General features: G+C 70.7%; 18 protein-coding genes. 9 read left to right on the forward strand and 9 right to left on the reverse strand.

Translation table 11 applies throughout. The features are described 5' to 3' along the window. Positions 1-187 precede the first annotated feature (187 nt). Complete coding sequence (locus tag ABZ374_RS12740; protein ID WP_360310019.1) at positions 188-595, reverse strand: hypothetical protein; 408 nt, start codon at positions 593-595, stop codon at positions 188-190. A 2,052-nt stretch (positions 596-2,647) separates the two neighbouring features. Here ABZ374_RS12740 and ABZ374_RS12745 point away from each other — a divergent pair. Beyond that, positions 2,648-3,049, forward strand: coding sequence for a DUF2185 domain-containing protein (locus ABZ374_RS12745; RefSeq protein ID WP_360310021.1), 402 nt, complete (start codon positions 2,648-2,650; stop codon positions 3,047-3,049). 79 nt (positions 3,050-3,128) lie between these two features. Further along, on the forward strand, positions 3,129-4,013 hold the full coding sequence (locus ABZ374_RS12750) for a HEAT repeat domain-containing protein (protein WP_360310023.1): 885 nt from the start codon (positions 3,129-3,131) through the stop codon (positions 4,011-4,013). 255 nt (positions 4,014-4,268) lie between these two features. On the opposite strand, the gene ABZ374_RS12755 is transcribed toward ABZ374_RS12750, so the two are convergent. Further along, complete coding sequence (locus ABZ374_RS12755; RefSeq protein WP_360310025.1) at positions 4,269-4,664, reverse strand: DUF302 domain-containing protein; 396 nt, start codon at positions 4,662-4,664, stop codon at positions 4,269-4,271. A gap of 119 nt (positions 4,665-4,783) precedes the next feature. Between ABZ374_RS12755 and ABZ374_RS12760 the strand changes: the two genes are divergently transcribed. After that, positions 4,784-6,943, forward strand: a complete 2,160-nt coding sequence (locus tag ABZ374_RS12760; protein ID WP_360310027.1) for an MMPL family transporter — start codon at positions 4,784-4,786, stop codon at positions 6,941-6,943. Positions 6,944-7,016: 73 nt separating this feature from the next. After that, positions 7,017-7,283 carry a metal-sensitive transcriptional regulator gene (locus ABZ374_RS12765; protein ID WP_360310029.1) on the forward strand — a complete coding sequence of 89 codons (267 nt, stop codon included), beginning with the start codon at positions 7,017-7,019 and terminating at the stop codon, positions 7,281-7,283. 211 nt (positions 7,284-7,494) lie between these two features. Here ABZ374_RS12765 and ABZ374_RS12770 read toward each other — a convergent pair whose 3' ends face one another. Both ABZ374_RS12770 and ABZ374_RS12775 read right to left on the reverse strand, forming a co-directional pair. Next, positions 7,495-8,307 (reverse strand): class I SAM-dependent methyltransferase, encoded by an 813-nt coding sequence (locus ABZ374_RS12770; RefSeq protein WP_360310031.1) that lies wholly within the window; start codon positions 8,305-8,307, stop codon positions 7,495-7,497. 430 nt (positions 8,308-8,737) lie between these two features. Then, positions 8,738-9,139, reverse strand: a complete 402-nt coding sequence (locus ABZ374_RS12775) for a helix-turn-helix domain-containing protein (RefSeq protein ID WP_360310033.1) — start codon at positions 9,137-9,139, stop codon at positions 8,738-8,740. A 142-nt stretch (positions 9,140-9,281) separates the two neighbouring features. On the opposite strand from ABZ374_RS12775, the gene ABZ374_RS12780 reads away from it, so the two are divergent. Then, complete coding sequence (locus ABZ374_RS12780) at positions 9,282-9,893, forward strand: NAD(P)H-dependent oxidoreductase (protein ID WP_360310035.1); 612 nt, start codon at positions 9,282-9,284, stop codon at positions 9,891-9,893. Between the two features lie 402 nt (positions 9,894-10,295). Here ABZ374_RS12780 and ABZ374_RS12785 read toward each other — a convergent pair whose 3' ends face one another. After that, on the reverse strand, positions 10,296-10,709 hold the full coding sequence (locus ABZ374_RS12785) for a VOC family protein (RefSeq protein ID WP_360310037.1): 414 nt from the start codon (positions 10,707-10,709) through the stop codon (positions 10,296-10,298). A 346-nt stretch (positions 10,710-11,055) separates the two neighbouring features. On the opposite strand from ABZ374_RS12785, the gene ABZ374_RS12790 reads away from it, so the two are divergent. Both ABZ374_RS12790 and ABZ374_RS12795 read left to right on the forward strand, forming a co-directional pair. Beyond that, positions 11,056-11,346, forward strand: a complete 291-nt coding sequence (locus ABZ374_RS12790) for a DUF4333 domain-containing protein (protein WP_360310039.1) — start codon at positions 11,056-11,058, stop codon at positions 11,344-11,346. 1,191 nt (positions 11,347-12,537) lie between these two features. Beyond that, positions 12,538-14,082, forward strand: a complete 1,545-nt coding sequence (locus tag ABZ374_RS12795; RefSeq protein ID WP_360310041.1) for an ABC transporter substrate-binding protein — start codon at positions 12,538-12,540, stop codon at positions 14,080-14,082. A gap of 262 nt (positions 14,083-14,344) precedes the next feature. On the opposite strand, the gene ABZ374_RS12800 is transcribed toward ABZ374_RS12795, so the two are convergent. Together ABZ374_RS12800 and ABZ374_RS12805 are read right to left on the reverse strand one after the other, a co-directional pair. After that, positions 14,345-14,791 carry a hypothetical protein gene (locus tag ABZ374_RS12800; protein WP_360310043.1) on the reverse strand — a complete coding sequence of 149 codons (447 nt, stop codon included), beginning with the start codon at positions 14,789-14,791 and terminating at the stop codon, positions 14,345-14,347. 357 nt (positions 14,792-15,148) lie between these two features. Then, on the reverse strand, positions 15,149-15,832 hold the full coding sequence (locus tag ABZ374_RS12805) for a TetR/AcrR family transcriptional regulator (protein ID WP_360310045.1): 684 nt from the start codon (positions 15,830-15,832) through the stop codon (positions 15,149-15,151). Between the two features lie 165 nt (positions 15,833-15,997). On the opposite strand from ABZ374_RS12805, the gene ABZ374_RS12810 reads away from it, so the two are divergent. After that, positions 15,998-16,948 (forward strand): zinc-binding dehydrogenase, encoded by a 951-nt coding sequence (locus tag ABZ374_RS12810; protein WP_360310047.1) that lies wholly within the window; start codon positions 15,998-16,000, stop codon positions 16,946-16,948. Between the two features lie 30 nt (positions 16,949-16,978). Here ABZ374_RS12810 and ABZ374_RS12815 read toward each other — a convergent pair whose 3' ends face one another. Further along, positions 16,979-18,217, reverse strand: a complete 1,239-nt coding sequence (locus ABZ374_RS12815) for a cytochrome P450 (protein ID WP_360310049.1) — start codon at positions 18,215-18,217, stop codon at positions 16,979-16,981. 481 nt (positions 18,218-18,698) lie between these two features. Here ABZ374_RS12815 and ABZ374_RS12820 point away from each other — a divergent pair, with 481 nt between their 5' ends. Continuing rightward, positions 18,699-19,235, forward strand: coding sequence for a hypothetical protein (locus ABZ374_RS12820; RefSeq protein ID WP_360310051.1), 537 nt, complete (start codon positions 18,699-18,701; stop codon positions 19,233-19,235). Between the two features lie 55 nt (positions 19,236-19,290). On the opposite strand, the gene ABZ374_RS12825 is transcribed toward ABZ374_RS12820, so the two are convergent. Beyond that, positions 19,291-20,400, reverse strand: a complete 1,110-nt coding sequence (locus tag ABZ374_RS12825) for a CapA family protein (protein ID WP_360310053.1) — start codon at positions 20,398-20,400, stop codon at positions 19,291-19,293. Positions 20,401-20,669 lie beyond the last annotated feature (269 nt).

A 20,669-nucleotide genomic window follows, 5' to 3' on the forward strand; every position in this document is an offset into this window, starting at 1 on the left:
CCGGTCCGGGCGGGCGCAGTGTTCGTGTTGCCCACCCGGAAGCGGCACAACCCGGCGCGGCGCCCGTCCGGCAAGGCCCGAAGCCCCGCCGGGGGCCGGTGGCCCGTACCCGTGTCGAGGGTGAGGCGAGCAGTCGAGCCGGCCGCGGCTCCGGGTGGCACCGTGGCCGGCTCCTTGGCAACCGTTGCTACACGGCGGGGGATCCGCAATAGCCTCCCGTGAGGCAGGCCCGGAAGTTCAGATCCCTCAGGTTGGTGTAGTCGCGATCGAAGTTGCCGCCGTTCGCGGCGGTCGCGACGGGCGTCCAACCCTGGCCCTTCCAGCGGGCCTGAAGGATGACCCACCGGCCGTCCTTCGGGTTGAGATCGTAGAACGTTCCGTGGAAGCGCCCGTTGTAGTTGCCGCTGGAGTTCGGGTACCAGTTCCAGCAGACGTACACCTTGCCGGCGGAATTGGAGGTCACCACGGTCCGGCACGCGTCGCCCAGTGCCGAGGTGGCAGCGCCCGCTTCGGTCGCGGTGCCGGCAAAGCCCAGTGTCAGTGCGAGGGTCGCGGTCAGCGCCGCGACATGCCGCTTCTTGCCCTTGATGAACAACGTTTCTCCTGTGGGTCGTCGGGTCTTCGATGGGCGATCAAGGCTCGCCGGCCGTCTCGCCGCGGCGCGACGGCTCTCTCGTACGAAGGGTGGGTTCCCATCGGCGGGTCGCGATCCCCAGGCGGGGATCCGCTTCCCCAACGTCCCCCGTACGAGGTGAGTCGAGAACGAGCCTGACATCCATCGGTTTCGACCGCCATGCCCTTCACCGGCAGCCACAGGGTTCCGGCCATCGAGGATGGCGCAGCGTGGTGCGCTTTCATTTCACCGAGGCGGATCTACGCCGGGTCGCTCTCGCGCTCAACGCCCTGCTCGAAGTCGCCCTCGGTGTGCGCTACCCGATATCCGCACACGCACCCGGCCGAGATCACGTGGTCGCGGGCGGGACTTCGGGAATGGCGACAACGCGTCGGGGGAGCCTGGCTCCACGGGCGGGACTCCTCCAGGACCTGGACCCTCCGCAAGGAGGCGTATTCGACTCCTTCTGCCAACTCTCGGCTCCCGAGCCGAGCGCCGGTGTCGACCTCGCCATCCGTACCCCGACCCGGGAACCGGCGGACGAAATCGCCGCGTTGCCTCGCCGTCTCCGCGTACCTCTCCCGCGTCCGGGAGGCCGAGCCGTGCGGGGTGCGCCGGGGTGACGTCCACTGGGCGGAAACTTGCTTCCTCCAGCGCGCTCAGCATGGCGGCGCGCAACTTCCCGCCGACCTCGTCGAGCCCGTCCAGGAACAGCGCGATCCGTCCCTCCGCCGGCAGATCTCGCGCCCGGGCGACTCCGCCTCTGCCCCGGAACAGGGTGTACTCGCGGGCGAGTCGGCCCGCCACCCAGTCGGTCGGAAGCTCCTTTGCGGGGTCCCAACCGAACGGCGTGAGCATCACCGGCACGGGGATACGGGTCCGCCGCCTCGCGGTGCCTGAGCGCCTCCCGCAGGAGCAGCAGGGCGGCGGACGTCTTGCCCACCGCCGGCGAGCCCACGAGGAGCAGACGGCCCGAGGCCAAGCCGCCGTACACCGCGTGCAATTCGGGCAGGGTGCCCCCCTGGCGCAGATCGTCGAGGGTGACCGCCTTCAACCCGGGCAACGGGGTGAAACGGGCACGGCCCTTGTCGGCGATCGCCCCGTCGATCCGGCCTGCCACTTTGCGTTCGGACACCTGCCATCGCGTCGGAAGAGGCGCGGGTTCCAGGAGCCGCCGCAGCTTGGCTTCCTTCTCCCACTCACGATGCACGGCCTTGGCCGGCGAGTCGGCCGCGACGTCCAGTGGGGGCGCGGGGCGGCGGCCTGTTGCGTCAGGACGATTTTCCGGATGTACCCGGTGTTGGCCACGCTGTTGTTGTCGGCACGGGCGTCCCCGGTGTGGCTCACATGTATCGAGCCTGCGGGGGCGGGGTCGGCTCGGGTGTGGTCGGACACCGCCGGGGCGCCGTCGCGGGCGGTGGCATCGTCGGCCTGCTCGGCGGCTACCGCCGTCTCCCGCGTGGCGTCTGCGGTGTCGCGTCCTCCGGTGCCGGGATCACTCTCCGGGTCGGGGCGGCGGCCGGGCCATCTCACCATGGGGACGGAACCCCTCCCATCCTGTGGTCCTCTCGGTGTGGGTCGGCCGAAGCCGCCACCCGTACTCGCTTTGCTGCCGGGCCCGTTCGCAACGGCAGCACCGGTTCGCTCCACCCGGCAGCCGACGATACCCGCCCGTCTGCCCGCAACAGCATCGAATGAACTTCACCCGTACGCAAGGACATTGCCGCACGGCCACCGGATTCGGCCGCACGCCGCCGGCACGACGGCGACCGCGCACCGCCCGCCCCGGGGGCGCGCACTTCCCACCACCGCCCGCGTGCGCCTGGGCTGCGAATCGTATGCGTGTCCGACACCCCGGGTGGGTACCGAACACCGTGCAATGGGCCCGCTGTCGGGCCCACAGGGCCAGGCCGGGCCCGCCGGTGGCGGCACGCGCGCCGGCCGCGCCGAGTGCGGCGAAGGCCGGAACTCGGGCCTGTCCGTACGCAGTCGGGACGGGTATGGGAGACTCGCCGATCACCCCAGGAGGAACGCGTGTCTCTTTCATACCCCGAGTTCATCCCGGGCGCCGGAGCGAGCCTGGCAACGAGGAGCGTTCTCGCGGGCGAGAGCCGGATCCGCTGGGTACACCGCAAGCCGTCCCGGCAGCCGGCCGACAACGGGTGGCGCATCCTGGGCGACTCGGACACGGGCGAGTACCTGTCGAACGCGAAGAACTGGGCGCCCGTCGATTTCAACGAGCTCTGCGCCATCGAACCGGCCCTCATCGGCATCTACGACTTCCCGGTCGGGTCGGAACTCCAGTTCGTGCGTGAGGGCGGGGGAGTGTTGATCGTCGACGTCGAGTCGGGCCGCGAGGTCCCCCGGAGCGCGCTCTACGTGCCTCCGCAGCACCGGGCGGGGCCTCCGCCGCGCCGGGCGGGCGACGAGGGCTGATCGAACACGGGACACGTTCACCCTGCGCCGTGCCTTGCCTGCCTCGACCCCTTGCCGACGAAAGCGCGGTTGATCTCCGATGGACGTGGTACCCGACGGGATCGACGACCTCATCGTGTCGTTCCTGGGTGGCGACAACAGGGCCGGCGCGAGGCTGGTGGCCGCTGGACCGGTGAGTCTGCACCGTCTGATCGGCGCACTGGCGGTTCGGGTCGACCCGGGCCGGGACGCCCCGGGGGCAAGGGGGGAGCGCTGCGGCCGGGAGGAGTTCGAGCACCTCGACCGGTTGGAGCGGCTCCTGGTCCGCGCGTTTCCCGAGGCCCTGTTCGATGCGGTGGCGCACGACCGCACCCTCGAATCGGCGGTCATGCGGATGCTCAAGAGTGTCGACGATCCCCGCGCGGTGCCGATTCTCGAACGCGGGCTGCATCCCGACAGCGGGGCCCGCTGGTCGGCCCTGTGCGGTCTGGCCGTACACGGCACCGCCGATCACACGGAGGCCGTTGTCGACTGCCTGGACGACGCGAGCGAACTGACGCGGTCCGAAGCATTCGACGTGCTCGGGCGACTGGGGGACGCCCGCGCAATCGAACCCTTGCTGCGCAGACTGAGCGCCGACGATGCGCACACGGCGAGACGCGCCTCGGCGGCGCTGGACCGCATCGAGCGACGTATCGGCGGACCACTGGCACCGCCGGTCTGGCTCGACATGGGGCCGCGCGAGCTCACCACCGGGGGCGCGGCACCGTTCGGCGAACCGTGGCGCGTGATGGAGGGCTTGGTGGAGCGCGGGCGGACGGTCCGCGACGGTGAGGTGCTCGCGGTCCTGGAGAACGACTACGTCTCGACCGAGCTCACGGCTCCCGGGCCCGGCACGGTCACGGACGTTCGGATCTCGGTCGGCGACGAAGTGTCCGACGAGGTCGTGGCCGTCGTTCTCCAGACCCGGCGGCGCATCGGCTAGTGCCCCCGGCCATCGCCGAGAGCAGTCCGAAACGATCCGCCGATCGCGCGGCCACCAGGACGGGGCCGACCAGCGTTTCGTGCTTTCCCGGCCCCGCCCGGTGCAGGCCGAACCGGGGGGACACGCAGGCTCGGCGGCCGGACCGTGACACGGGTGGCGAGACGAGCGCCGGCAAGTCGAAGCATCGGTGCGGGGCTGCGCGCGCGGCCGGCGGACCGGGCGGGGCGGCCGCCCCGCCCGGGTTGTGCCGTCGGGTCAGTTGTCCTTCACCAGGGACGCGAGTGCCGCGTCCAGGAGTGCGGTTGCCTCCTGGGCCACCGGGCGCAGGGCCTCCAGGCCGGTGAAGGCGACCATCGTGTGCGGGTCGAGGGCCTGCACGAGGGTGTGGTCGCCTTCGCGACGGACGACCACATTGCACGGCAGCAGTAGGCCGATGGCCCGGTCGGCGGCGAGTGCGCGGTGCGCCAGCGGCGGGTTGCAGGCGCCGAGGATCAGATAGTCCTCCATGTCGTGGTCGAGCTTCGCCTTCAGCGTCGCGGTCACGTCGATCTCGGTGAGCACGCCGAAGCCCTGCGCGGCGAGTGCCTCGCGGACGGCCGCCACGGTGGTGGTGAAGTCGGAGTCCACGCGGACGGTGCGGTCGTAGGTCATTGCCGATCCTCTCGTTGCCTGTTTCCGCCGGACTTCCTCCGGCGTTTCACATACGGGTGGGGGTATCGGGTACCCTCGGGAGCAATATTACCCCTGGGGGTATTTTTCGAGGAGGATTCATGACGATCAGCCCGGACACCGGGACCGCACCCGCCGCAATCGGCTCGCCGGCCGCCCTCGGCCCGTTCGGACGTCTGGGGGTGTGGTCCGCGAGTCGCCTCCGCTTGGTCGCCCTCATGTGGTTCGCCGTGGTCGTCGGGCTGGGCGCCTTCGCACCGCAGGTCACGTCGGCCCTCGCGGGAGCCGGCTGGCAGGCCAACGGCAGCGAGTCCGTACAGGTGCGCGACCTGGCCCAACGGCACTTCGGCGGGAATGCCTCCACCGCGCTGCAAGTCGTCGTCGGCGCGGACCGGCCGGTCGACGATCCCGCGGTGCGAACCGTGATCGAACGGGCCACCGCACTGCTGCGCTCGGACCCGCGCATCGGTGACGTGATACCCCCGCAGCCCGGCACCGGAATCAGCCCGGACGGTCGTACCGCGGTCCTCCTGGCCGGCGCCGGCGTCGACAGCAACGACATGGTGCGGGCCGCCGACGACCTCAAAGGGCCGCTGGCCGCCCTGTCCACCGACGGCGTCACGGTCGACGCCACCGGATCCTCGGTGATGTGGAGCGACTTCAACACCGCCAACCACGACGCCATGATGAAGTCCGAGATGTTGTCGTGGCCGGTGACCCTCGCGATCCTGGTCCTGGCGTTCGGCTCGCTTGTCGCGGCCGGCCTGCCGCTGCTCCTGACGATGGCGGGACTCGCGGCGTCCGCCGGGGCGCTGGTGCTGCTCAACCACCTGACCCCGGTGTCGATCTGGGCGATGAACTTCGCGATGATGTTCGCCCTCGCGCTCGGCATCGACTACGCACTGTTCCTGGTCGTACGCTTCCGCGCCGCCCTGGCCGGACACGGCGACGCCCGGCGGGCCGTCGGCGAGACCATGGACACCGCCGGCAAGGCCGTGGCCCTCTCCGGCGCGACCGTCCTGGTGAGCCTCTCCGCCGTGATGCTGGTACCGGCGCCGGCGTTCCGCTCGATGGCGCTCGGGATCATGCTCGCGGTCGCCTTCGTCCTGGCCGCCACGCTCACGCTGCTGCCCGCGATCCTCGGACGGCTCGGCGACAGGGTCAACGCGGTCGCGCTGCCGTGGACCCGGCGGGCCGACAGCGCCGGATCACCGCGCTTCACGGCCTGGGGCGAGCGACTGTGGCGGCACCCGCTGCGCTATGGCGTACCCGCACTGGTGGTCCTGCTCGCACTCGCCGCACCGGTGATCGGGCTGCGCACCGCGATGCCCTCGATCTCCGTTGTTCCACCGGACTCGTCCGCACGTCAGGGCTACGTCGCCGTGCAACGCGCCTTCGGCCCCGGCGCACCCGGCATGGTGCAGATCCTCACGCCGACCGACCAGGCCGCGACCGTCGCGGCGGATGCGGCGACCGACCCGGGGATCGCCGCCGTACTGCCGCCGACCCCCGCGTCCGACGGGTCGAATCTGAGCCTGATCCAGGCCCTTCCCGGGGTCGACCCCTCCGACCCCGAACTCGCGGCCACCGTCGACCGCTTGCGTAGCGGGTTGGCGGACGACGCACTCGTCGGCGGCGCGGCGGTCGAAAACCTCGACCTGCAAGCCGCACTGGATGCCAAGACACCCCTGGTGATCGCCATCGTGATGGGCCTCGGCTTCCTACTGCTCGTCGTCGCCCTCCAAGCGCCCCTCGCGGCGCTGCTCGGCACCGTCACCAGCCTGCTGTCCACCGCCGCGGCCTTCGGCGTCGCGCGACTGATCTTCCAGGACGGCCACGGCGCCGGACTGCTCGGATTCGATCCACAGGGGTTCCTCGACGGCTGGGCACCGGTCTTCTTCTTCTCCATGATCTTCGCGATCGCCATGGACTACACGGTGTTCCTCTTGGCCTCGGCCAAGGAACAGGTCGAGAAGACCGGCGACCCTCGACGCGCCATGGTCGGCGCCCTCGCCCACTCGGGCCGCGTCGTCTTCGCCGCAGCGGCCGTCATGGTCGCCGTGTTCTTCACCTTCGCGCTGTCCGGACCGCTGCCGCCCAAGGAGATGGGCATCGTGCTGGGCGCGGCCGTACTGCTGGACGCCGCGCTGGTACGGCTGGTCCTCCTGCCGGTGCTGCTCCGGCTCTCCGGTCGGGCGGCGTGGTGGAGCCCGGCGTGGCTGCGCAAGGTCCTGCCGGACGTGCGCTTCTCGCACGACTGACGTCCCGCACTGCCGGGTCAAGATACCCCCCGGGGTACGATGTACGGGTGAATCGGTTGGGGAAGGAGTCCCGATGACGGTGGACGAAGAGGCGAGCCGCGCCGTCCTGAACCGGCTGCGCCGGGCCCAAGGACAACTCAACGCGGTCATCGCGATGGTCGAGGCGGGGCGCGACTGCAAGGACGTGGTCACCCAACTGGCCGCGGTTTCCAAGGCATTGGACCGCGCCGGGTTCAAGATCATCGCAAGTGGCATGCGCCAATGCCTGACCGAGAGCAATGGTGACGCGCCGCCGCTGAGCGAGGCCGAGTTGGAGAAACTCTTCCTGTCCCTCGCGTGAACCGGGCGCGTGGGAGCGCACAGCGCAGCGGATGTCGACACCCACGCGCTCGCCGGACGGATGAGCGGGCGGCCTTCACGAGGTACCCACGTTGCACGGTGAAGGCCGCCGGCGCGCCCCGAGCGGGGTCGCCTCCCACACCCGCGACCCCGCGGCCGGGGCGGCAGGAGCACACCCGAGTCGGAGTTCGCTCCGGGACGCGTCGGCTCCGTCAGGTGACGGCGAGGGCCGGCCTTCGGCCCCGGATCGCCCACGCGCGGGCGGTGAGCGGGATCGACCCGTCGGGCCGCGTGGGCACGGTCGCGCGAAGCGTGTCGCGCAACCGGTCCCGGCCGCGTGGAGCGAGGGCGGCGACGTAGCCGGGAGCGGGGCCCTGCCCGGCCAGGAACGGCTCCCACAGATCCGCGAAGTCGGCGAAGACGGTGGAGACCTCGATCGGGACGACAACCACGTCGACGAGCCCCGCCTTCGTCCACAGCGCGTGCAGGGGATCCGGTCGGCACACCGGGAACCGGCGGCCCTCGTCCAGCGCGGCAGCCGCCGGGTCCACCACGATCGCGGCGTCCCAGAACCGGCGCAGGAACGCCATGCCTTCGGCGTAGTCCCACACGTACGCGGCGACCAGCCCACCGGGCCGCACCACCCGGGCCGCCTCCGCCACCGCGGCATCCGGCGAGGGCAGAAAGTTCAGCACCAGCCCGCTGACGACCGCGTCGAACACCGCGTCGCCCAACGGCAGCGACTGCGCGTCGGCCACCACGAAGGAAGCCCGCGCGGGAGCGGCCTCCCGGGCCGAGACCACGAACCCTGTAGACCGTTCCAACCCCATCACCATCCGGGGCCGGCACCGGGCGGCCACCGTCGCCGTCAACGCTCCCGTACCGCAGCCCACATCCAGCCACCGCAGGCCGCTCCCGCAACCCAGCCACGCCACGAACTCATCCGCAACCAGGCGGCTCCACCGACCCATGTACAGCTCGTAGGCATCGCCGGTGGCCCACGAGTCGAACCGTTGCTCCGTCATGCCCACACGATCCCCCGACCGGGCCCGACCCGGGCCCGACCCGGGCCCGGACACGCCGGCACCCGCCCGGCATCGCCCATGGCCATGTGCCTGCGGGATCGGCCTGTCGGCGGGCGATGCGGCTGCCGGGCATCGTGGTGATGTCGGCGTGGCCCGGAGGCGGGCCGCGCCTGATTCGAGGCGAAGCAATGGTGCGCCGGTCGGCGAAGTGACGTGTCGGGAACGAGACTTGGAGAAGCTGTACCGGCGATGCCCGGTCGAGCAGGGTGTGGCGGCCGGGAGGTGACGGCTCGCGGAGCGATCGGCTTTTTCAGGCGCGTCGGAAGGTGGCGGTGGGGCCGGGAGTCACCGGTCGCACCGCGATAGGAGTCGTCATGGACGGGAACGGCGTTGCCGATCCGGCTTCGACCGGCGGGCGCTGTTCGGGGCGTCACGCGTTTCGGGGATTCGCCACTTTCGGCTGTTGCATGCTCGGGCAATCGCCGTGCTCGGGTGCGCCGAGGAACTGCTCGGCCCAGTTGCCCAGCTCCTCCAGGGCCGGCCGCAGGGCCTCCCCCGCAGGGGTGAGGCGGTAGGTGACGCGCAGCGGCGGGCCGGAGTCCACCTCGCGGCTCACCAGGCCGGCGTCGCCGAGTTCGGCGAGGCGGTCGGAGAGCATGCGCTCGCTGATTCCGCTGACGGCGCGGCCCAGTTCGGCGAAGCGGCCCGGGCCGTTCATCAGGCTGGCAAGGATGACGCCGTTCCAGCGCTTGCCCAGCAGGGCGAAGACGCCTTCCACCGTGCTGCCCGCTCGTGCGCACTGCCCCGCGTCCCCGTGCTGCCCCTTTGTCATGCGGCCATGTTAGCGCCCACCGTGCTTTGGCTGCGGAAAAGTAAGCTACTGTATTAATGTAAGCAGCTTACGAAGCTGATGCCCGGTGCCTCGACGCGCCGGTTTCACCGCATCCGCGCGCCCATCCCGAGGAGTGCCTGCCATGGCCGTTCTGCTGCACGTCGACTCGTCCCTGTTCCCGCTGGAGGGCTCCGGCTCCCGCCAACTCACCGACGCGTTCCGCAGGGTCTGGGAAGAGGCACACCCGCAGGGGAGCGTCATATACCGCGACCTGGCCGCCGCCCCCGTGCCGCACCTGGACGCCGCCACCGTCACCGCCGAGTCCGTTCCCGCGCTGCGCGAGGAACTCATCGCCGAATTCGAGAGGGCCGACGTCGTCCTCATCGGCGCTCCGATGTACAACTTCACGATCCCCTCGACCCTGAAGGCCTGGCTGGACCAGATCATCCTGGCGGGGCGGACCTTCGGCGAGGGCGTGGCGCCGTCCGGCAAGCGCGTCGTGGTCGCGGCCTCGCGCGGCGGCTCCTACCGCCCCGGCACCCCGCGGGCCGGCTTCGATTTCGACACCAACTACCTGGAAAAGGTGCTGGAAGGCGGGCTGGGCCTGGAGGTCGAAACCATCACGCGCGAACTGACGATGGCGCCCCGCAAACCCGCCATGGCCGACCTGGTGCCGCTGGCCGAGGAATCCGCGCGGCAGTCGCTGGAGCGCGCCGCCGAGTCCGCGCGGCGACACGCCGCGCTCCTGGCCTGACCGCCGGGCCTGCACGAAGCGGGTGGGCCCGGACAGTTGGCCGTCGTATGCGGGGAAGCGCCGGCTTCGGCACCGGCCTGCCGACGGCATCGTCCACGGTTGCGGCGGCGTCCAGCTCGAACGCCTCAAGGCTCGGCATGGCCGAACGCGGCGTCGATCCGGCCGCCCGCGACCGATCCGGCGTCCGCCTCATCGGCTGCACCGGCTCGGCCCTGCCCGGGTCCGCCTACCCTTGGGCCCGCGACCACGTCGGGTTTCCTGTTGTGCTGCCGGCTCGGTGCGGATCCGGCCTGCCCGGCTCCGACGGCAGCTCCGATGCCCCACACCGGGAGCATCGCGGTGTCCGGGACGGCGCAGCGCGTGCCGCGCCGTCCCGGGAGCCGGTGAGGCGAGGGATCGCGGCTACTCCGCGTAGGGCTGGTCGGTTCCCTGGGCGCTGTAGCCCAGACTCCAGACGTAGCCGTCCGGGTCGGCGAAGGTGCCGCCGTAGCCGCCCCACGGCAGGGCACCGGCGGGGTTGAGGATCGTGGCGCCGGCCTTCCCGGCCTCCGCCATGATCTCGTCGACCCGTGCCTCACTGCGGACGACGTAGGTCAGAACCAGCCCGCTGAAGCCGCTGCCTTCCGGGTCCGTGCCCACCTGGCCGGCCAGACCCTCGCGAGCGTAGAAGCCGACCGGCGAAGCGCCGTCCGACTCGAAGAACACCGAGATGCCGTAGTCGTTCGCGATCTTCCAGCCGAGTCCCTCGGTGTAGAACTGCTTGGCCCGGTCCATGTCACGGACACCGAGGAGGATCGAGCTGACGTGCGCCTTCATGTCTTGCCCCTTGCACCGTAGATGTATACCTGCCGGACATCCGGGCCGGGGCCCCGATGTGCGGTGGTTGCCATGACCACCACGCTAGGGGCTGGGTGGCGGGTGGGGCTTCTCGAATCCTGATCGGTCTTGGGACCCGTCACGCACGCGTCCGCGCCGTCGGCTGTCCGCCTCGCCCTGGCGATGGTCTCCCGGTCCGGACTCCCGCCGTCGTCCGGCGCTGACCTGCCGACGGGGTGTCCAGCAGCGGAATCGAGCCTTGTCATCTCGGCACGCGACCGATAGGACTGTCCGCGTGTCTGATCATCGGAACTTTGCACGCTCCGCCATGGCGGCATCCTCGGTCGTGATCGCTGCTTGTGCGGTTGCCGTGGCGATCAAGGTGGTGGAGACCGACTTCAGCCCTGCCCCGCCACCGCGCCTCATGGACCCCGGATCGGTGGAGCGGCGACTCGCCGATCAGCTCCAGGGTTACCGGGACACGCCGGTGACGAGAGTGAGTTGCCCCGCTTCCATCGTGGTCAAGGTGGGCAGCAAGTTCACCTGTCACTTCTGGGACGGGCGCATGGGGACGGTGCCGGTCACGATCTCGACCGACCAGGGCGACATCGACGTGGGCAACCCGACACGGTTCTGATCGCGGGGTACCGCCTCCCCGCCGACCGCCGCCCCTTTGCTCGCCACCCCCACCCCGAGGGCCTCGGCGCCGGCAAGGCTGAGCTTGAGTCCTTCGACCCCACCGAGCCGGCCTTCTCGTTCGGCTTCGGCGATGCGGGCGATGAAGGTAGTCGCGATTTCCTCGATGACGGATCCCGTTCGGGGACGCGGTCCGGCTGCGGCTCGGTGGAGCGGAAGCATGATGGTGGCCGGGTGGACGGTGTTCTCGGAACTGCCGGGGCAATACTCGTAGTCGGGTCGAGCGCCCACCGCCGATGCGGCCATCGACATCGACATCGACATCGGTCTCGTCGCTCGGGCGCAGGGCCACGACCTTGCCGGTCGACGACCCGGGCGCGTACTTGGAACGGAGCGTCGACCGGAGGTGTCGATCCTGCGGATGCTTCAGCGGCAGGCCGTGCGCGACGCAGGGCTCCCATACGACCTCCAACGTCCGAGGCGCGGCGTCGAGCGTGGCCGGGACGTGCAACTTCCCACCCTGTCGGGGCGGTTCCACGTCCTCGGGCCGCAGCACCACCCACACGTCCTCGGTGCCGCGTCGCCACTCGGCAGGCAACGCCCGTGTGGGGGCGACGCATCCGTCGCCCGGCTCGATCACGGCTCGGGGCGTCGTGGAAGATCGGATCCGGCCGGCCGAACAGGAGATGGTTGCGCTCCCACGCGCCCCGCCCTCCGCGCGAGTTCCGCTGCCGGGGGAACAGCCCCGGGGGCACTGCTTTTTGCGGGAGGCGGTACAACGCAGGTACAGACGCTGCCACGGTGCGCTCCCTGAGTCGAATCCGTGGCGTCGCACTCGAGAATCCCGGAGGCGGCCGGGCTCGGCGTCGGCGATTCGCACAGGATCGGAGATCGTTCTTCGTGCGCGGCGACGATCCCTCGGTTTCCGGCCACTGCCTACCGTGATCGTCCGCAGCGGCGCATGCCGCCGCGTTCCGAGGAGGTTTCCCGTGACGAGACGATCCGAATTGCCGGGTACGCCGCCGACAGGCCGCCGATGGGCACCGGGCGCCGGGTCGGGTGCGCTGCGCGGCACCGGGCACGCCGTGGCCGGGTATTTCCCGGTTTCCGGGCGTTTCCCGGTCGCCGAGTGCTTCGCGTTCGCCGGGTGTTTCCCGGGAGGCGCGCGATGAGACGCGTCTCGCGTGGGGTCGTGGGGACCCTCGTCCTGGGTCTGCTCGCCGCCGGATGCGGTGGGAGCGATGGGGGCGCCGGCGGCGACGGCGATACGCTGACCGTCGGGGTCGTCGCCGATCCCGGTGGCCTGAATCCGCTCACCGCGCTGAACGCGAGCGCGTTCATGCTGAACCGCTTCTCCTACGACGGGCTGCTCAACATCCAGCCCGACGGGCGCATCGTCTCCGGCGTCGCCGAGAAGTGGACGTCCGATGCGACCACCGCGAGCTTCACCCTCAAGCGCGGCGTGACGTGCGACGACGGTACGCCGTTGACCGCCTCCGCGATCGCGGCGCAGTACGCCTACATCGCCGAGCCGGCCAACGCGTCGCCCATGCTCGGCATGATCGTGCCCACCGGCCTCACCGTCTCCGCCGACGACGCCGCCGGTACCTTGACGTTCAAGACGCCGGAGCCCACTCCCTTCCTGCTGCGCAACGCCGCGACGCTGCAACTGGTGTGTCCCTCCGGCATGCGTGCGCAGGGCAGGCTGGACCAGGCCTCGGACGGCACCGGACCCTACCGGCTGACCGAGGCGGTACCGGGCGACCACTTCACCTTCACCAAGCGACAGGGCTACACCTGGGGCCCCGACGGCGTGGACAACGCCCGCACCCCGAACCGAGTGGTCTTCAAGGTGATCGGCAACGAGTCCACCCGGACCAATTTGCTCCTGGGCGGCCAGTTGGACGTCACGACGGTGGTCGGCCCCGATCGATCCCGGCTGGCCGCGGCCGGGATCGAGTCCACGGCCATGCAGGACCCGCTCGGCCAGTTGTTGTTCAACGAGGATCCGAACCGGGTCACCGCCGATCCGCAGGTGCGTCGGGCGCTGGTCACGGCGATCGACCTCCGGCAACTCGGCGCGGTCGCCACCGGCGGCAAGGGTGTGCGGCCGACCCGACTGGGCACCGCGATGTCCCCGCCCTGTCCGACCGACTCCGTCACCGCCAACCTGCCGACGCACGACGTGGACCGCGCCGCCGAGATGCTGAGCACCGCCGGGTGGAAGAAGTCCGGTGGGTACTGGACCAAGAACGGGCGGCAACTGTCCATCGCCGTGCCCTACCCGGGCCTGTCCGGCACCCAGGTCGTCGCGGCGGCCGAGCTGGCGGTCAAGCAGTGGAAGTCGTTCGGCGTGAAGGTGACCCTCCAGCCGACCACACCGGCGACGAAGGTGTCCACACTGATGACCGGTGAGTGGGACGTGGCGTGGGCGCCACTGTCACTGAGCACACCCGACCAGATGCTCCCGTTCTACTCCGGGACCAAGCCGCCCGAGGGCCTCAACTTCGGTTCCGTGCAGAACCCGGAGTACGAGCGCCTGACCGCGCTCGCGATGGCCAAGCCGGACACCGCCGGCTGCGCCGAATGGACCGCGGCGGAGGAGGAGTTGATGAAGCGGATCGATGTGATCACCTTCGTGGACAGCAACGTCCCCTACTTCACCCGGGGCTACACGTTCGAGGTCGACGGCGGCGGTTTCCTGCCCACATCCCTGCACCGCACCGACGCGCGCTGACGCCCGTTCGGCGGCCGACCCGCGCGCACCTCACCCGCCCGCACCACCCGGGGCCGCCGACGTGTGCTCGCCCGCAGGCGCCCGGGCGGATGAGGGTGCGGAAACGGGGGTCGTCCGACCGGACGACCCCCGCGGCTCGCGACGCTCCCGTACCGCGGCCCGAAGCAGTCCCACCGGCCCGAATGGGATCACCCTTGGCCACTGCTTGTCATCGCGGCAACCGCACAAGCACGACGTTCGCCGACGCTGATTCCGGCTCGGGTCAGGCGCAGGGGGCACCAGGGTAGCCAGGGCCTCCGGGCGGGCCGGAAGGCTTCCAGGAGGAGATGACGTCGTTCATGGACGAGCCACCGATCGGCGTTGCCGCGAGGTTGGGGATACCGCTGTAGCCGGGTATCAGGATGCCGCGGCCCTGGTAGTTGTTGTGTTCGAAGAAGCAGATCGGCGTGGGGGTGGGATTCACGATGGACGAGATGGTGTCCTGATAGCCGGGGCCGACCCCTTTGAGAGCGTCGGACACGGTGGTCGGGACGAGGGTCACACAGTTCTGCTGGCCCGCGTCCCTGCAGACGGTGATTTTGGTTGGGGTGGCCATTGTCCCCGCGTTGCCACCGGAGGCGGCCGCGGTGCCGGTGACGGCGCCGATGATGCCAACCGTCAGTGCGAGACATGCGGTGGCGCTGAAGAGTGGGTTCTTGATGACGCGCATGAGGTGCCTACTCCTTGGGTTCGAGACCGCCCACCGGTGTACTTCCGACAGACGGTGGTCGGCCGACTGCGATCGCCCGGGCATATCCGGATCGTCGACTTCTAGACCGGGTACGCACCTCGGATGTGACAAGTCGGGGACGAGACAAGGCCGTTGCGGTTCGCGATCCGCAGGTGGACCATCTTGCGGTCGAGCGCGACGGCCCGTCGTCGGTCCCTTCTCGCGCCCGGTCGTCTCGAATGGAGAGGCACTCGCCGGGTGGCCTGCGCCGCCACTACCGCTTGCGGCGCGAAGTCGCTCCCACGAAGCGGCAGTTCGGCATCGAGCGATCGGGGCGCCCCGGGCGGAGGTTGCCGGTCAGTCGGTTCGGTGTGACGGCCCGTAGAGGTCGTCGAGGCGGAGCGGTGCGGGCGGGGGCAGGGGCGGCGCGCCGTCCGTGGCCCGGCAGGACCGGAGGAAGTAGGCGAGCAGGCGGCGCGAGGCGGCCAGGGACACCTCCGGGGACTGTTGCACGACGCCGCTGTTCGCCAGGAGCAGGAGGGTGACGTCGCTGGGATCGAAGTCCTTGCGCAACTGCCCTGTGTTCTTCGCGCGTTGCACCAGCCTGGCGAGTCCCGCCTCGGCGCGGGCGCGCTCGCGACGAAGGTCGGGATCGTCGGGGGACTCGCCGAGGAACGCCGCGCTGAACCCGCGGTCCTCGGCCTGCATCCTGCACACCTTGGCGAGGGCGGAGCAGAAACCGCGCCAGGGATCGTCGTCCCGCAGGGCCTCGTCCAAGGCCCCGGAGCACTCGGTGAGCTGCTCGGAGAACGCCGCGGCGATCAGCGAGCCCCGGGTCGGGAAGTGCCGGTAGAGGGTGGCGGCGCCGACGCCGGCCCGGCGGGCGATGGTGCTGGAGGGTACGTCGGTGCCGTTGAGGGCGTATGCCTCGCGGGCGGCCCGGAGGAGCCGGGCGCGGTTGTGCCGGGCGTCGGCTCGCTGCTCCCGGACGGCGGTCTCGGCGGCGGGCGAGGACTGGTTTCGAGACGGCTGAACAGGCATGTCTCTCACTTAACCACAAATGGAAGAGGTCGTCCGTTTAGCGGGTTAGCGTGATCCGGTGCCGCGACATCGAGGTCACCGAGGTCACCGAGGATGTCCGAGCCTCGTTGTCCGGCAGCCACTTCCCCTTCTTTCATGCGCGACAAGGCGCGACGAGGAGACATCATGCGTGCAGTGGAGATCACCGAATTCGGTGGCCCGGAGAACCTCAAGCCGGTCGACCGACCGGACCCGACCGCCGAGCCGGGCCATGCCGTATTGGCGGTGGCAGCGGCCGGGGTCGGCTTCTTCGATGTCCTGCTACGGCAGGGTGCCAAGCCCGATGTCGGCACCGGCGCCGTACCCGGGCTGGAGGTGGCCGGCACGGTCGTCGAGGTCGGTTCGGGGGACGACGCCGGGTGGGTGGGACGCCGGGTCTTCGCGACGACCGGACACGGCGGCGGCTACAGCGACCGCGCCATGGTGCCCGTCGAGTCTCTCGTGGAACTGCCGGAGGACGTCTCGTTCCATGACGCGGTAGCGCTCGGGGTGAATTCCCTGGTCGCCGCGGCAAGCGTGGAAAGGGCCGACGTCAAGGCGGGCGAGCGGGTGCTCGTCCGCGGCGCCGGTGGCGGGATCGGCGTGCTCACCACCCAACTCGCGGCCGCTCGGGGTGCGACGGTGATCGCCTCCGTTCCCGACCGGTCCGTTGCGCAGCGGCTGTACGACCTGGGGGCCGCGGAAGTCGTGGGCGTGGACGCGGTCGACCCGGGCCCGGACGGCCGCTATGACGCCGTCATCGACATCGTCGCCGGTTCCGACGTGGCCGACTTCATTCCCCTGCTGCGCCCGAACGGCAGGTACGTGATCAGTGGTGTCGTCGCGGGTGCCCCCACTCCCGACTTCGGCATGGCGCTGTTCGCGAACTTCCAGCAGTCCTGGACCATTTCGGCCCTCAGTCTCTCCAGTGCGCCGTCGAAGACCGCCGCCGAGACCTTCGCACTCGTCTTCGCCGACGTGCGCGAAGGCCGACTGGAGCCGGTGCTGCACGGCACCTTCCCGCTGGACGAAGCCGCGGCCGCGCACACTCTGCTGGAGTCCCGCGCCGTCTTCGGCAAGATCGTTCTGACCGTCTGATTCGGCGGAACGATCAGTGTTCGTGTCGGGTCACCAGCGCACCGGGAGGGCCTGCAGCTTGAGCACCCGCAGGCCCTCCGACCACACCAACTCCTCGACCGGAACGGCCAGGTCGAGGTCCGGCAGACGGCGTAGCACGGCCTCGAACGCGACCCGCAGTTCGAGCCGGGCAAGGTGCACGCCCAGGCAGTGGTGCGGCCCGTGGCCGAACGCGATGTGGCTGGGCGGGTCGACGCGGGTGATGTCGAAGGTGTCCGGGTCGACGAACCGGGCCGGGTCGTGGTTGGCGGCGCCGAACGGCGCGATGACCCCCTCGTGCGGCTTGACCCGGACGCCGCCGAGCTCGATCTCGGTGGTGGCGATGCGCGGGGTGCCCCCGGAGCCGGGCGGCACGTACCGCAGGATCTCCTCGACGGCGGCGTCCAGGCGCTCGGGCTCGGCACGCAGCAGGGCGAGTTGTTCGGGGTGGGTGAGCAGCGTGTAGAGGCCGCGGGTGAACACGGTGGCGGTGGTCTCGTGGCCGGCGGAGATCAAAGCCCGGACGAGTTGTACGAGTTCGTGCTCGCTCAGCCGGTCGTCCTGGTCGCGGGCGCTGACCAGGGCGTCCAGGAGGTCGCCCGCATCCCCGTCGTCGCCCGTGCCGTCGGCCCCGCCGGCGCTTCGCCGTGCCGCGATCAACGTACCCACGTAGTCGACGTACTCGCGTTGCGCCGCGAGCATCTCGTCGCGCGTCCAGCGGGTGAGCGACAGCCCCATTTCGGTCCAGCGCCGGAAGTCGGCCGCGTCGTCGTCCGGAATGCCGAGCAGTTCGGAGATGATCCGGATGGGCAGCGGGAGCGCGAATCCCTCGTACAGGTCGCCGGTCCGCCCCGGGTCGGCAACGAAGTCGTCGAGGAGCCGCTCGGCGACCGCCCGAACCCGCGGCTCCCACGTACGGATCCGGCGCGGTGTGAAGGCGCCCTGCACGATCCGCCGGATCCGGGTGTGCTCCGGCGGGTCCATGCCGACGATCATGTCCTTGACGAGCGACGCGTCGAAGCCGGTGGCCAGTCGCGGGGCGCCGGCGCGGGACAGGTCACGGCTGAAGCGCGGGTCGTCGAGGACGGTCAGGATGTCCTGGTATCGACTGGCCAGCCACGCTCGGTCCCCGGACGGCAGGATCACCGGTGCGACGGGGCAGCCTGCGCGCAGTTCGCGGTACTGCTCGGGCTGGGTGCCGCCGGGTCCGCCGGCGAACGGGAAGTGCAGTGTGGCGTCGTCGAGTTCCATCCCTACCCCCGTAAATTTCCAGAACACGTTCTCATTTCCTGTCGAGAATGGTCGAGTCGCCGCGTCGATACAAGGGCCACCACATGAACGCGCGGGTGAACAAGAGTTCGATGACGCCAGGCTTTGCCCGAGGCCCGTCCCCGTCGGCGCCCGCATCCGCATCCGCAGGGGGCTCCTCCCGTCCGCCCTTCACAAGGGTGATCGCAGGCGTACTCCGCACGCCGAGGCGGGGGACCGTGCGACTCCCGGATGGCCAACGGGGCCGACACAAGTCCACGCAATACACAGGGTGACGCATATTCACCGTATAGTGACCGACGGTCGTCACTCGTGACCGTGTGCCGTGCGCCGACGACGCCTGCGGGGAGGCTCGCCGACCGACCGGCGTCTTCCCGGAGCGGCGCCGGCCTCGGCTGATCGTTGCCCAATGGTGGGCGCCGCCCCGGTGGACCGCAGCGTTGATACAAGAATGGAGCAGCCGATGGGGATCGTCGTCCGCAGGCTCTCGGCGGTGGTCGCCGCCGCGTTGCTCGCCACGTTGTCGAGCGGTTGTTCCGACAGTGGTGGAGGGTCGTCGTCTTCGAAGTCCTCCGCTCCAGGTACGGGCACGGCGTCCGCGGGTGCGGCCACGGTCACCACCCGATCGGGTTCACTGGGCAAGATCCTGGTCGACTCCACCGGCCGAACCCTCTACCTGTTCGAAGCCGACACCTCGGGTACGTCGACCTGTTCCGGCGACTGCGCCGTCGCGTGGCCGCCACTGCTCGCACCCGGACAACCAACCGCGGGCGGGGACGCCAAGGCCGACCTGCTCGGCATCACGACGCGGGGCGACGGCGGTCGGGAGGTCACCTACAACGGCCACCCTCTGTACCTCTACCAAGGTGACCGGCAACCCGGCGACACCAACGGCCAGGGGCTCGATCAGTTCGGCGCCAAGTGGTACGTCCTGGGCCCGGACGGAAACAAGGTGACGACCTCCCCGAAGAGCACCAACAGCAGCGGCGGCGGCTACTGACCGTGCGGCGTCCGAGAGTCGCGGTGCCGAGGGTACGCGCGGGCCCCGGCCCAGGTCAGCGGTGGAGCGTGAGCCGGTCGTCGGGCTCCGCTCGCACCTCGGTCCCGAACGGGTGGCCGGCCCGGGTCAGTGTTGCCGCGAGCCACTCGACGTCGACGCGCGCGGCCCGCCGCAGACGCATCTTGACGGCACGCAGCGGCGCCATGCGCAGGCCGACCAGCTCTCCCGTGTCGCTTGCCACGGTGGCGAAGTACAGGAGCCGCAGGTCGTCGCGGTAGGACTCGTAGCCGCGGATGCCCTCGTAGTCGTCGACGCAGTCGCCGCAGCCGTACAGGATCAGCTTGTTCCGGTACACGTGGATCGCTCGCGGGTGGTGCGAGGAGTGGCCGTGCACGACGTCGACGCCGCCGTCGATCAGCCGGCGCGCGTATCGGGTCTGCGCGGGCTCGATGTCGTGGCCCCAATTCGAGCCCCAGTGCAGGGACGTGACCACGACGTCGCCCGGGCGTTTCACCCGCCCCACCCGTTCGAGGAGTTCCGCGACGTTCCGCTCCGATCCCTCGTGCGTGAAGTCGACGCCGGAGCGGTTGGCGGTCGCGGCCCAACCGGGCGGCACCCCGCTGGACGGCATGCCCTGGGCGAAGACCACCACCCGCCCGTCCTCCCCGACGGGCACCACCGCGGCACGCCGGGCCTCCTCCAGGTCGCTTCCCGCGCCGGCGGTGCGCAGCCCGGCCCCGTGCAGCGCGTCGAGGGTGTCCGCCAGACCCGTGCGGCCGAAGTCGAGGACGTGGTTGTTCGCCAGGACGCACACGTCCGGCCGGACCGCCTCCAGGCACGGGATGTTGTCGGGGTGCATCCGGTAGTGCACGGCCTTGAACGGCTCGAAGTCGTCGCAGGTGGTGATGCCGGTCTCCAGGTTCACGACCCGGGCGTCGGGCGCCTCGGCATCGAGGACGTCCAGCGCATCGCCCCAGGGCCAACGGAATCCCACCGGTCGCGGAATCGACCCGTTGGCCTCCTCCGCCAATCGCACGTACTCGCCCGCGTCACGGACGAAGCCCTCGCGCAGCGACGGATCCCCCGGGTGGGGAAGAATCCCGTCGATGCCGCGGCCCAGCATCACGTCTCCGCACAGACACAGCGTCACGTGGCGATTCCTCATGCTTCCAGGGTTCCACCACCGGGCAAGCCGTCCCGGGACCATCACCGCCGCGCAAGCCGTCCCGGGACCATCACCGCGCAAGCCGTCCCGGGTCCATCGCCGAATACGGCGTCGCACCGGCCGCCCGAGACGACGGCGGGGAACTGCTCCATCGGTGGATCGGCCGCAACCGTGCCCGACATTGATAGTTGATTCAGTGGCGCAACTATGTTTCCCTGGGGCGACCGCCGAGCCGGGCTCGCCGGTCGCCCCGGGCGCAGACAGGGAGA

This window comes from Embleya sp. NPDC005971, assembly GCF_040629175.1.
Lineage (GTDB): Bacteria > Actinomycetota > Actinomycetes > Streptomycetales > Streptomycetaceae > Embleya.